The sequence below is a fragment of the Coxiella endosymbiont of Amblyomma nuttalli genome, assembly GCF_018107685.1.
GTDB lineage: Bacteria > Pseudomonadota > Gammaproteobacteria > Coxiellales > Coxiellaceae > Coxiella.
On the sequence record NZ_CP064834.1, the window covers coordinates 573,418 to 587,007 of the forward strand.

Consider the following 13,590-nt stretch of genomic DNA (forward strand, 5'->3'; position numbering starts at 1 on the left):
ACCTCACCGACGACAACTATGCATGTATGCGCAGGTAGTTTAACAAACCTTTCACTCTAAATCACACTAAAGGCGAAAAAATTATATAATACAGAGTTGGTGTAAATCTTGAAGCCGATATACATCACGAAAGTCCTTTGCCTGAATAGCTAAAACGGTAGCCTCTCCACCTGCTAAGGTGGTGGTATAATATACTTTATGTTGAACTGCGCTTACACGAATGGTATATGAATCTTCTATAGCTTGTTCGCCTTCGGTCGTGTTAATGATAAAACTAATTTGGTCATTCTTGATCATATCAAGAATATGAGGATGCCCTTCAGTAACCTTGTTAATGAGCATGCAGGGAATCCCAGCTGCCTGTAAGACCCTTGCGGTTCCACGTGTAGATACTACTTCAAACCTTAAATCGACCAAAGCCTTTGCCACCTTGAGTGCCCGTTCTTTATCTGCATCACGGACGCTAATGAATACTTTACCACTTAAAGGCAGAACATCTCCACCACTCAATTGCCCTTTTGCAAAAGCATGGCCAAGATTTTCAGCAATACTCATGGCTTCACCAGTGGAACGCATTTCTGGGCCCAAAATGGGATCAACTTCAGAAAATTTATTAAAAGGAAAAACCGGTTTTTTCACCGCGAAATAGGGAGGAATACATTCCGTCGTATAGCCTTGTTCTTTTAACGAGACGCCAACCATACATCGCGCAGCTATTTTTGCCAATGGCAAGCCTGTTGCCTTAGCATCAAAAGGAACGGTGCGGGAAGCGCGCGGATTCACTTCAAGAATGTAAATTTCATCTCCTTGAATAGCAAATTGAGCGTTGATTAACCCAATGACCGTGAGTTCCTTGGCAATTAGGCACACTTGTTCTCGTAGTCGATTTTGAATAGTTTGACTTAAGCTATGCGGGGGAAATGTACACGAAGAATCTCCAGAATGAACCCCTGCTTGTTCAATATGTTCCAAGATACCACCAATGAGAACGTCTTTACCATCACATATTGCGTCAATATCTACTTCGATAGCGTCATCCAAAAAACGATCCAATAATAAAGGTTCATTCTTAGAAAGGATAACGTCTTTTGTCATATAGTGAGTTAATTCCTTTTCACTGTAAATTACTTTCATAGCCTGCCCTCCTAAAACATAAGAGGGGCGGACAACAAGTGGATAAGCGAAAACGTTTGCTAAACGTAGTCCCTCTTCGACGCTCCGTACAGTGCCATTAAGCGGTTGTCGTAATCCTAATTGCTGCACGAGAGTTTGGAAGCGTTCACGATCTTCAGCCCGATCAATAGAATCCGGACTTGTGCCAATAATAGGCACATGTAGTTTTGCTAATGCTCTCGCCAATTTTAGTGGTGTTTGACCACCAAATTGCACAATGACACCTTTAGGTTTTTCAATGGCAATGATTTCCAGAGTATCTTCCAAAGTTAACGGCTCAAAATACAATCGATCAGCAATATCAAAATCAGTGGAAACAGTTTCAGGGTTACAATTTACCATAATACTTTCATAGCCAAGCTCTCGCATAGCCAATGCGGCATGAACACAGCAATAATCGAATTCAATCCCCTGTCCAATGCGATTGGGTCCACTTCCCAACACCATGATTTTATTTCGTTTAGTCGGAGCACATTCATTTTCCTCTTCATAAGTGGAATAAAGATAGGTGGTATCGGTTGCAAATTCTGCAGCACAAGTATCTACACGTTTATAGACAGGATGAATTTTCAATTTATGTCGATAACGACGTACCTGATTCTCAGTAGTCTTTAATAATTGGGCTAAACGCCTATCTGAAAATCCCTTGCGTTTTAAATGAAAAAACTCATCATGGGATAATGTCTTAAGTGATTTATCTGCTACTATTTTTTCTAGCCGGACAAGTTCTTCGATTTGCACTAAAAACCAATGATCAATTTTACTGTCATCATGAACCTGATTTACACTAAAACCCATTCGAAATGCATCAGCAATGAACCATAATCGATTAGGTCCAGCGAAGCGTAGTTCTTTTTTAACTTGTTCGTGAAACGTCTCATCAATTTCTAGAGTGTCAATTCTTATTTTTGGCTCTAATCCAAAAACTCCGATTTCCAAACTGCGAATGGCCTTTTGTAATGATTCTTGAAAAGTACGTCCAATAGCCATTACTTCGCCGACAGATTTCATTTGTGTAGTCAAACGCGGTACTGTAAGGGGAAATTTTTCGAAACTAAATCGCGGAATTTTTGTGACGACGTAATCAATGGTTGGTTCAAACGATGCTGACATACAGCCGCCCGTAATTTCATTTTTCAATTCATCTAATGTATATCCTACTGCTAATTTCGCAGCTACTTTTGCAATAGGAAATCCTGTAGCTTTAGAGGCTAGTGCGGACGAGCGCGATACGCGCGGATTCATTTCAATGACAATCAATCGACCATCGTCAGGATTAATTGCAAATTGCACATTAGAACCACCGGTTTCTATACCAATTTCGCGCAGGATCGCAATCGCGGCATCACGCATCTGTTGGTATTCTTTATCAGTTAACGTTTGAGCAGGCGCTACTGTGATGGAATCACCTGTATGAATACCAACAGGGTCGACATTTTCCATGCTACAAACAATAAGGCAATTATCTTTTTGATCCCGTACGACTTCTAGTTCAAATTCTTTCCATCCTGCAATAGATTCGTCGATTAGTATTTCTGTTGTGGGAGATAATTCCAAACCGCGCGTGCAAATTTCTAGAAATTCATCACAATTATACGCAATACCGCTTCCACTTCCGCCCAACGTAAATGATGGACGAATAATCGCAGGAAATCCAACCTTGCTTAATATTTTCCAGGCTTCTTGCATTGAATGGGCAAGACCTGATTGTGGGGTTTGTAGACCGATTTTTTCCATGGTCTTTTGAAATAAGGCGCGATCTTCAGCTTTATCAATAGATTCACGAGAGGCGCCAATTAATTCCACATCATATTTTTTTAAAATACCCTTACGTACCAAATCAAGCGCGCAATTTAATCCAGTTTGTCCGCCCATAGTCGGTAATAAGACATCCGGTTTTTCTTTTTCGATAATTTTTGCAATCGTTTCCCAACAAACAGGTTCAATGTAAGTAGCATCGGCAAGATCTGGATCAGTCATGATAGTCGCTGGATTGGAATTCACCAAAATAACGCGATATCCTTCTTCACGCAAGGCACGACAAGCTTGAGTTCCTGAATAATCAAACTCACAAGCTTGTCCAATAACAATTGGTCCTGCTCCGATAATTAATACACTTTTTATATCGATTCTTTTTGGCATTGTCTTTTCATCAACTGAATAAAATCTTCAAAAATTCCTTGCATATCTTGAGGTCCGGGACTAGCTTCTGGATGCCCTTGAAAAGCAATTGCGGGTTTCGTTTTGTGTGCAATGCCTTGCAATGTTCCATCAAATAAAGAGCGATGAGTTATTCGTAAAATTTCTGGTAAATCTGCTTCATTCGCTGAAAAACTATGATTTTGACTGGTAATAAAAACACGACCATCCCTTATATCTTGTACGGGATGATTTGCTCCATGATGACCAAATTTCATTTTTTTGGTTTTTCCACCACATGCCAGTATCAATAACTGAAAACCTAAACAAATACCTAGGAGTGGTATTTCTTTTTCTAAAAACTTCCGGATAGTTGCGATAGCATAACTACAAGCTGCAGGATCCCCTGGTCCATTGGATAATACCACGCCATCAGGTTTTAAATTGAGCGCTTCTTCTACAGAAGTTTGCGCAGGTACGATAGTCACGGAGCAACCACTACCGATAAGTAATCGTGCGATTTGATGCTTCAAACCATAATCATAAACCAATACACGATATTGGTTGATTGGTGGAGATTTTCTTGTAGAAGTAAGAGCTAGAGTTCCTTCCGTCCATATTTCTACTTTTGTTGTCGAAACAACTGTAGAAAGATCCTTTCCTTTTAAACCAGAATAGGCACGTGCTTGTTGAAGTGCTTGGCCAGTGTCCATCTTGCCACCTGCTATAATGCAACCGTGTAATGCTCCGTGTTGGCGAATTAAACGTGTTAAACGTCGTGTGTCAACTCCATCAATAGCTACCACTCCTTCTTCTTTTAAATAATCATCTAGCGATTGTTCTGCTCGCCAATTGCTAGCAATAGGAGATAATTCACGAATGATAAGTCCAGCCGCCCAAATTTGATAAGATTCTAAATCGTTAGCATTAACGCCTACGTTACCAATGTGCGGATAAGTGAAAGTGATAATTTGTTCTGCGTAAGAGGGATCAGTTAAGATTTCTTGATAACCTGTCATAGTAGTATTAAAGATTACTTCCCCAACTGTAGTCCCTTCAGTGCCAATGGAATTTCCAAAAAAGAAACTGCCATCGGCTAACACCAAAATCGCCGGCTTTCGTTCATTAAGTAGATTTAAATCACTCATCGTACAGAAGCACCCCTTATACTTATTAGAATCCAAGATAAAATTTGCCACAGAATAAGCGATTCTAAAGAGAATAGGAAGGAAGATTTTGGTAACATATCATTAATTACCCAATTTTAGTATGGAGCTCTTTTCCGTCTGTAGCTTTATACTCTTCAAAGAATTCTCCGGAAACTTAGTAGCTACTTGTACCTTCTGTAGACCAACATTAATATTTATCTCAACCTTTATTTGAGAGAATTACTACAAACTAGGCTAAAATTGAGATAGATAGATGAAAGTCTAATCGACGCCAAATTACTCCAGTCGTTTTATAAAATATCAATAAGATTCCATCTAATATCGAATAGCAGTAAGTAAGTCTAAGAAAATGCGAGAGTTAACCTTAGCTGCTGATATCGATCCTTTTATTTCTCACACCTTAAAGCTCTGATCATTACCTCAAGTTTGGCACTTCATACAACAAATATATTAAAACACCAAAGATTCAAATAGTAATGCCAATCTTGTTAATTGTTTCGAATAATCAACATCGACATTATTTAGTTAAGTGTAAGGGAGAAATTGATATTATCTGTATTCTAAACCTACTAGTATTACGTCATGTAATCAATTGGAGTTAAATGATCTGTAGTGAATTAAGAAATACTTGACACCAGAATCTTTTTTAAAATAAAGATGACCTAAATACATCCTGCAAGGGAAGAAAATGAAAGAATCAAATTTTTATCTAGCGGTAAAAAAATCTCTTACGCTATCAAACCAGCTACGAGTGCGTGGGCTATGACTTTTTTCGTCTTTTTTTAACAGATCTTCAAATTGTTTAAGACATTTTTTTTGTTCAGAGCTTAATTTTATAGGTGTTTCAACGGTGATTTGGCAGATCAAATCACCAACAGCGCCGATTCGAAGAGCTTTTACGCCTTTGCCGCGTAAGCGGAACTGTTTTCCAGTTTGAGTCTCTGGAGGAATAGTTAGCTTGACAGTACCATCAAGTGTTGGAATTTCCACTTCGCCGCCTAGTGCAGCGGTTACAAAGCTAATTGGCACTTCTGAATGTAAATTATTACCCTCCCTATGAAAAAGAGGATGTGACTTAACGCGGATTTGAACGTACAGATCGCCTGTGGGTGCTCCAAACACCCCCGCTTCACCCCTGCCAGCTAATCGAATACGATCACCTGAGTCAATACCAGGAGGTATTTTAACAGATAAGGTTTGCGTTTGCCGGCAACGGCCTTGTCCTTGGCAATCAAAACAAGGATTTTTAACAACTCGCCCTGTACCTCGACAAACAGAACAGGTTTGCTGAACTTGCAAGAAACCGTGTTGTATACGCATTTGACCCGTCCCGCCACACCGTTGGCAAAAAACTGGTTCACCCCCTCTCTTAATACCTCTCCCATCACAGGTATCACACTTTACCCACGTAGGAACCTTTATAGTCTGGGTAATGCCGTGAACAGCTTCTTCAAGTGATAAAACTAAATTATATACGAGATCGGAACCTCGCTGTTCACGTGATTGTCCCCGACTGCCACCAAAAATGTCCCCAAAGATATCACCAAAAATATCGCCTAAATCTCCAAAACCAAATCCACCACTAGTTGCCGTCGTCCCTCCACTAAATGATTGTTCGACACCAGCATGACCGAATTGATCGTAAGAAGCGCGTTTATGCGAATCAGAAAGCACTTCATAGGCTTCACGTGCTTCCTTGAATTTCATTTCAGCATCTTTGTCGCCTGGATTGCGATCGGGATGGTATTTCATGGCTAAACGGCGGAAAGCCTTTTTTATCTCAGCTTCGGTCGCACTGCGACTGAGACCAAGAACTTCGTAGTAATCGCGTTTTGATGGCATGACTATTTTTGTTTTCCCGATTTTAGCTCGTCAGACAACCAAACAGAAAGAATGAACGAGACTAAATCCTAGATTCTCACTCTTGAAGGAACAACGATGGCTATTATTTTTTTCCCCTATTATTTTTTCCCTTCATCTTTTTTCTTCTCGTCTCCGACTTCTTCAAACTCTGCATCGACAACATCTTCTTTCTGTTTATCCTTGGCCTTGGCCTTACTTTCGTTTCCAACGCTAGCTTCAGGACCAGATGCAGCTACAGTACTTTTTTTCGCATAAACACGTTCAATCAATTTCGAGGAGTGTTCTGTCAATGCTTTTGTTTTTGCTTCAATAGCCTCTCGGGTGTTGCCTTTCATTGCTTCTTTGAGTGCTTCGATAGCTTTTTCAATAGCACTTTTCTCTTCCGAAGAGATATCACCGGCAAGATCTCTCATGGATTTTTCTGTAGCGTAAATTATCGCGTCTGCTTGGTTTCGTGCATTGACTAACTCATGGAACTGACGATCGGCATCTTTATGCGCTTCTGCGTCTTTCACCATTTTCTCCACTTCTTCATCAGACAAGCCACTCGATGCTTTAATAACAATCGATTGCTCTTTCCCAGTCGCTTTATCTTTTGCCGACACATGCAAAATACCATTTGCATCGATATCGAAAGTCACTTCAATTTGCGGAATACCACGAGGTGCTGGAGGAATATCGGTGAGATCAAAACGACCTAGCGATTTATTTGCTGACGCCATTTCACGTTCCCCTTGCAACACATGTACAGTAACAGCTGTTTGACTATCTTCCGCTGTAGAAAATACCTGGTTCGCTTTTGTTGGAATTGTGGTATTCTTTTGGATAAGTTTTGTCATTACACCACCGAAAGTCTCAATTCCCAGAGATAATGGTGTGACATCAAGCAACAGCACATCTTTTACTGCGCCCGATAAAACAGCTCCCTGAATTGCAGCACCAATCGCAACAGCTTCATCTGGATTTACGTCTTTACGCGCTTCTTTCTGAAAAAAATCTTTTACGGCTTCTTGTACTTTAGGCATGCGAGTTTGGCCACCTACTAAGATCACGTCATCAATTTCAGAAACCTTGAATCCCGCATCCTTAATAGCGTTTTTACATGGCTCAATCGTGCGCTCAATCAAGCCCTCGACGAGTGACTCGAGTTTCGTGCGAGTAACACGAATATTTAAATGTTTTGGACCAGAAACGTCTGCTGTAATATACGGCAAATTTACATCAGTTTGTTGACTTGATGAAAGCTCAATTTTCGCCTTTTCTGCAGCTTCTTTTAGACGCTGTAAGGCTAAAGGATCGCTGTGTAAATCAATACCCACATCTTTCCTAAACTCACTGGCTAAATACTCAATTAAACGTAAATCGAAGTCTTCACCGCCCAGGAAAGTATCACCATTGGTAGCCAATACCTCAAATTGGTGTTCACCATCTACTTCAGCAATTTCGATAATAGAAACATCAAACGTGCCACCTCCTAAATCATAAACTGCAATTTTTCGATCACCTTTTTTCTTATCTATACCATAAGCTAAGGCGGCAGCGGTAGGCTCATTAATAATTCGTTTGACATTAAGACCTGCAATTTTACCAGCGTCTTTCGTCGCTTGCCGTTGGGAATCATTAAAATAAGCCGGCACAGTAATTACCGCATCTTTAACTTCATGACCAAGATAATCTTCAGCCGTCTTCTTCATCTTTATTAAAACTTGCGCTGAAATTTGTGGAGGCGCTAATTTTTCAGCTTTTTCATCTTTATCGATAATTTCCACCCAAGCATCACCATTATCCGCTTTGACGATCTTGTAAGGCACCATCTTAATATCCTTTTGCACAATTCTGTCATCAAAACAACGACCAATCAATCGTTTAATGGCGAATAAAGTTCTATCAGGATTGGTTACTGCTTGGCGTTTCGCTGACGCGCCAACCAATATTTCACCATCTTTGGTATAAGCGACAATCGACGGTGTGGTACGGGAACCTTCAGAGTTCTCAATCACACGCACCTTTCCGCTCTCCATTATCGCAACGCAGGAGTTCGTAGTGCCTAAGTCAATACCAATAGTTGCCATTCTCTTTCCTCTCAAAAATAAAGATTTAGGGCTGCCCTCTACACATACTGAGTATAAGTGGGGACGGCGTTTTAGATTTCAAGGGAATGCCTTAACGATGTAATGTTAGTACAGGTTTCTAAGAGCATTTTAGCGTGTGATGCACATTTAATGTACAATCTTGTATCTTCAAATTTCTAAGGATGGTAGGAAAAGAGGTTTTTAGAAGTTCCACCCAACTTCTGGACAGAACAATATTTTCCTATTTAATCACGACTTACTTTTTGTATGTGCCAAATCACAAAAAATGGAGCACTGTATGATGCGCTGTATATCAAATGAAGATAACCTTGATGAATCAGCTCCTTCGAGTACTTGGAAGAGTGCTTGATTATCTACCCTCCTATGTAAAACCGTGTGCGCAGAAAGACAACTTAAAAACGGCATATCTTTCATTCGTTTTGTGAGAAAGTTTCGATTTAACCTTTTCTCTATAAATTATGCTGCATTTTTAAAATGATACTTGGGTACCTGCTTGTTATAACTAGTATAGGATTTCAGAATCTTCATTTAATTTGTTCATTCCTAATCTTTTAGTTTAAAATAACAACTTGAGGGATAATTCTAATTCTCTGCAGCATTAACTGGAATTTTCGAACGACTTACCTTCACACAGATAATTAAGCCAAGCCTATCTAGTAAATGGCCTTGTGGCTCTATATCACCATTCTCTTTTTTTTTACGCATATAACCCCGACTATCGTGTATCTTAGTTATGTTCTGAGTACATTCAAATACGCTAATTGTTAATCTTAATAATCTATCCTCTTAATAATCTATCCGACAACTATTACCCTCGCTGCCCGTAAAACTCGACCGTTGAGTCGATATCCATTTTGCATAACCTGAACGATAGTGTCAGCTTTTGCAGTAGGCATTTTCTGAACAGACATAGCTTCATGGAATGCTGGATTAAAAAAATCACCAGGTTTGGGATCAATAATTTCAACACCATGCTTGCTTAATATTTTGTACAGCAACTCCAGTGTTAAGTTCATACCCTCTCGGATATTCTTAGCATATGGATCTTGTGATTCGGGGCTTTGAAGGCCATGAATTAAACTATCGACGACGGGAAAAAGATCCGTGAGTAATCGACTTGCGCCATACTTTATTGCATCAGCTTTTTCTCGTTCCGTTCGCTTACGTAGATTATCTATTTCAGCCTTGACACGAAGGAATTGATCTTTATATTCCTCTACCTTATATGCCATGTTGGTTAATTGATCTTTCCATGTTTCACATCTACGACATTCAATCTCCTCTGGAGGAGATTCTACTATTTTAGATTGAATATTCTCTACTTGTGACTCCTCTGCCTTCGTTTTTGGTTCCTCCTTTAACTCCTCTCCTTCCGACCCAATGATTTTTCCCACTTTAATGGTCTCTTCATGTTTATTTTTGAGTTCAAATATAGTTTTATCGTTTTTACTCATTCTTATTTCTCCGATCGTCAGGCATCACATACTACAATAGAATTTGGTTTTCTGTAAAACTTTCCTATAAGTCTACATCCATTCAACCTATCTCATAGGCTGGCTACTTAATCAGTATTTGCTTCTTAATCAGTATTTATTTTTTGCATACGATACACTGACTCAATTTGAACGGCTAAATAAAATCAAGCGTAAATAATCACTTTGTCTTGTTTCTAATTGAACATCAATAAAAGCTCTGCTTCAATCTATTTTATTATTTCAATAAGTAACAAAATACTGTCTCTTGTATGAGGCAGTAGGAACATTGTAATAGTTTTGTTGTATTTTGTTAATACTTTTTATCAAAAAAGACGGTTTTTACGCATTAATTGATTTTGAAAACTAAAAAACTTCATTTTTATACAAAATTCTAGTAAAATAAAAAGTGGATCTGTTAATTTTTAAATTCTATCCTAATATCTTAGAGAGTTACTATATTACGTAACTCGAACATTAGTTATATTAAATATCCCCATGAAGTTTAAGTATTGTTTCATATCTTTATGTTAAAAAAGAATAAAAATATTAGTAGTCATTTCTTATTGCTAAGTCGATCTTGCTATAATAAAGTCTCTACCTTATTTTCCTTACTAAAATACTTTTGAATATTTCGTTTACTTTCGTATACTTTCGTATAAATTTATAGAATAAATATTACAAACGAAACTACTTCTGTTAATTCTTTTATAATCATAAAAAATTTGGTAGTAGTGAGTACACACTAGATAAGTTATATAAATTGTTTGCTATTCTCTCCACGAAACGACGATAATACCTTTGTTTAAACCGAGATTTTCTAAATCAGATAAATAATTTTTTAAAATTTTTTTTCTTATTTTTCTTATTATGTTTTCAAGTTTCATTTCCAATTAATAAAATCTAACTGTAAATAATCTTGTAACTATATGGAAAAATAAGCGGTTTTTTATACAAAATTTTCAAATTATCCTGAATTTAATTTCAAATTACTGACTTCGATTGTAGGTATCAATAACTGCTTTAATATGACAGTATAGAATTTTTATATTGGTTTTTATTTTTTCAAGTAAAAATTTACTAATAAAACTATCAGTTATCTTCACTATAACTTTCCATGATTAATTTTTTTAAAAACCAATGCAGAGATTCATATTCATATAAATAAGTAATCTTCTGTAAAATCAAAAAAATTATTCTTATCATGTTATTCTAAGTTATCTCAATTCTTTACATATCAATAACTATCTCCACATGTAGTTAGTATCTCTATATGTAGTTAGCTATCTCTACATGTAGTTTAGTGGCTCAAAAGATTTAATCGTATTAACAGTTTTGACCAAGTTATAGATACAACTCTGACACCGTAATTCTGATCTCCATTTTCTTGCTATTATCTTAATCTTTTCAATCTTTCTGGCATCTTTTTAAAAAGTAACAGAAGCTATCTTACATAAATGTATTTAAATCTTCTTCATTTTAAGAAATATTTAATGTTCTAATTAACAATATTATTAATGAATAAAATTTTCTTCGAAAAATTTTCTTCGAAAAAAATCTTTTTAATAAATTAAAAAGAACGATTCTTTAAAAAGTAAATTTATAAATTTGAATTTTTTGTTAGGGTCAAAGGTACTACTAGTGCTTTTATTCTCAATAGTTACTTTGACAATCAAGATGGCATTCAAATTTAGTTGCTCCATTAATTTTCACTATAAAATTAAAATAATGCAATAAAGGCGATAAACCTAAATATTTTTTTTTGAATCCTACACCAAAGCAATCTTAATACTTAATAATATGCTAGCACTAGAAGTTATGAGACAAAAAGAATAGGAAACAATGTTAGTATTGATAACAATATTGATAAAATAAATGGATTGCTAGAATTCTAGCAATAAAACAGCTATGCTCAAAAACATTATGAATAAGCCGTTATTTCATCGGATTGCTTTAATGGGACGTGAAGGGGTCGAGGGAGTGCCTGAAACACTCTCGGCACTTACTAATTATCTACTTTCTTTAAAAAAAGAGGTTAATCTGGAAAAAAATTCGGCTCATATGATTAAGACACATCAGTTACCTATCGTTTCCATAGAACAATTAAAAGAAAAAATAGACTTATTAATTGCAGTTGGCGGTGACGGTAGTTTATTAAATGCAGCACATATTGCTGTTCCTCAAGGACTTCCAGTGTTAGGAATTAATCGCGGGCGACTAGGCTTTTTAACGGATATCCCCTCAAATGAATTTAACAAAATTGAAACTATTTTAAAGGGGCATTATAAGGAAGAGATACGTTTTCTACTGGATATGAGAGCTAAACATGATAACAAAGTAATCACACGAGGAGTTGCCATTAATGATGTCGTGCTACTACCCGGAGATATCGCAAAAATGATTGAATTTGATATTTACATTAATGATGTATTTGTCTGCCACCAACGCGCCGACGGATTAATCATCACTACACCTACAGGCTCAACCGCCTATGCGTTATCAGGAGGTGGTCCTATCTTACATCCACAACTGGATGCTGTTGCTTTAGTCCCTATGTTCCCTCATACGTTAAGTAGTCGACCCATCGTAATAGATGGCGATAGTCAAATAAAAATAAATATCTCACGAGAAAATGATGTATCACCATATGTTAGTTATGATGGACAGCCTCGCACACCTCTCTTACCAGAAGGAAGCATTTATATAAGTAAATACCAACATCCATTACGCTTAATCCATCCGCGCAATTACAATTATTACGATATATTACGTCGTAAACTAAATTGGGAAAAACATACTTCGAAGATTTAAAATGCTCTATGATCATTAAATCACTTAACTGAAATTTTAATAAAAAGAGCACAATGACATTGTACTGATTAATAACAGATAAAACAAATCATTTCATTATTGTAACGTCGTAGATTATACTTTGTAAACAAGCTGATACCGCTCTTGTTCATACTAGTATTAGCCAGTATAATATTGATTTGTTCTTTAACAATTAATAGATAAATATATCGTATGTAGAATATCTAGCGTGATGGGGATATGAGAACAACATTAATAAACCACATATATCGCGAGATTTGGCTATTTTTTTATATTATCAATGCACTATCGTGACACTAAAAATATCGTAAAAAGATAAATCCAATAATCATGGCTGGATAATTTTGATTTTCACAATACGCTATTTCAAAAATTCATGGTTATTATCACCTACAAAATCCATCTAATCTCAACTAGATCAATTAAATAAATAAATAAAAAACCGAAATCATAAACCATCACTTTTTTAATGCATTAGTTTGAAAAACTAAAATAAAATAATTTACAAGAAAATACATGAAAGTTTGAACCAATTAATATTAAGATCATCAATAATTCATACATGATGCTCAACCACTCATTAAAATTGATATAAATAGTCCATCTAATTGTACAAAATGATGAAATGTTCACCTCTATGTCTTGAGAATAGTGTACTGATCGTGTTCACGATATCAGATGTAACGTAAAATGAAAAATACTATTACTCAAGTTATTTAACGTTAATTTAATACTAAACACCACCTTTATTCGAAACACCTGAATTAAAGTTATCATTATGCGTGATATGTTTCATAAACACTATATTACATTAAATAAGCCGATCGATGTCGAAAAATGACTCAAATA

The 13,590-nt window shown here is 36.6% G+C and carries 6 protein-coding genes; 1 reads left to right on the forward strand and 5 read right to left on the reverse strand.

Going from position 1 to position 13,590, the window contains the following annotated elements:
- Positions 1-81 precede the first annotated feature (81 nt).
- From carB to grpE, 5 genes are all read right to left on the reverse strand, one after another.
- Entirely contained in the window at positions 82-3,315 is a 3,234-nt protein-coding gene (gene carB, locus CEAn_RS02135) for a carbamoyl-phosphate synthase large subunit (protein ID WP_211923591.1), read from the reverse strand.
- Entirely contained in the window at positions 3,294-4,460 is a 1,167-nt protein-coding gene (gene carA, locus CEAn_RS02140) for a glutamine-hydrolyzing carbamoyl-phosphate synthase small subunit (protein WP_211923592.1), read from the reverse strand. Before carA ends, carB begins: the two co-directional genes overlap by 22 nt.
- Before the next feature lie 726 nt (positions 4,461-5,186).
- Positions 5,187-6,323, reverse strand: a complete 1,137-nt coding sequence (dnaJ, locus tag CEAn_RS02145; protein ID WP_211923593.1) for a molecular chaperone DnaJ — start codon at positions 6,321-6,323, stop codon at positions 5,187-5,189.
- Between the two features lie 119 nt (positions 6,324-6,442).
- On the reverse strand, positions 6,443-8,416 hold the full coding sequence (gene dnaK / locus CEAn_RS02150) for a molecular chaperone DnaK (protein ID WP_211923594.1): 1,974 nt from the start codon (positions 8,414-8,416) through the stop codon (positions 6,443-6,445).
- Positions 8,417-9,231: 815 nt separating this feature from the next.
- Positions 9,232-9,891, reverse strand: coding sequence for a nucleotide exchange factor GrpE (gene grpE / locus CEAn_RS02155; RefSeq protein WP_211923595.1), 660 nt, complete (start codon positions 9,889-9,891; stop codon positions 9,232-9,234).
- Between the two features lie 1,926 nt (positions 9,892-11,817).
- Between grpE and CEAn_RS02160 the strand changes: the two genes are divergently transcribed.
- Positions 11,818-12,720, forward strand: a complete 903-nt coding sequence (locus CEAn_RS02160; protein WP_211923596.1) for an NAD(+) kinase — start codon at positions 11,818-11,820, stop codon at positions 12,718-12,720.
- Positions 12,721-13,590: the final 870 nt, after the last annotated feature.

What these genes read in the sequence shown, in the direction of transcription:
- carB (WP_211923591.1), bottom strand. Translation starts at nt 3,315, where the DNA reads ATGCCAAAAAGAATCGATATAAAAAGTGTATTAATTATCGGAGCAGGA.
- carA (WP_211923592.1), bottom strand. Translation starts at nt 4,460, where the DNA reads ATGAGTGATTTAAATCTACTTAATGAACGAAAGCCGGCGATTTTGGTG.
- dnaJ (WP_211923593.1), bottom strand. Translation starts at nt 6,323, where the DNA reads ATGCCATCAAAACGCGATTACTACGAAGTTCTTGGTCTCAGTCGCAGT.
- dnaK (WP_211923594.1), bottom strand. Translation starts at nt 8,416, where the DNA reads ATGGCAACTATTGGTATTGACTTAGGCACTACGAACTCCTGCGTTGCG.
- grpE (WP_211923595.1), bottom strand. Translation starts at nt 9,891, where the DNA reads ATGAGTAAAAACGATAAAACTATATTTGAACTCAAAAATAAACATGAA.
- CEAn_RS02160 (WP_211923596.1), top strand. Translation starts at nt 11,818, where the DNA reads ATGCTCAAAAACATTATGAATAAGCCGTTATTTCATCGGATTGCTTTA.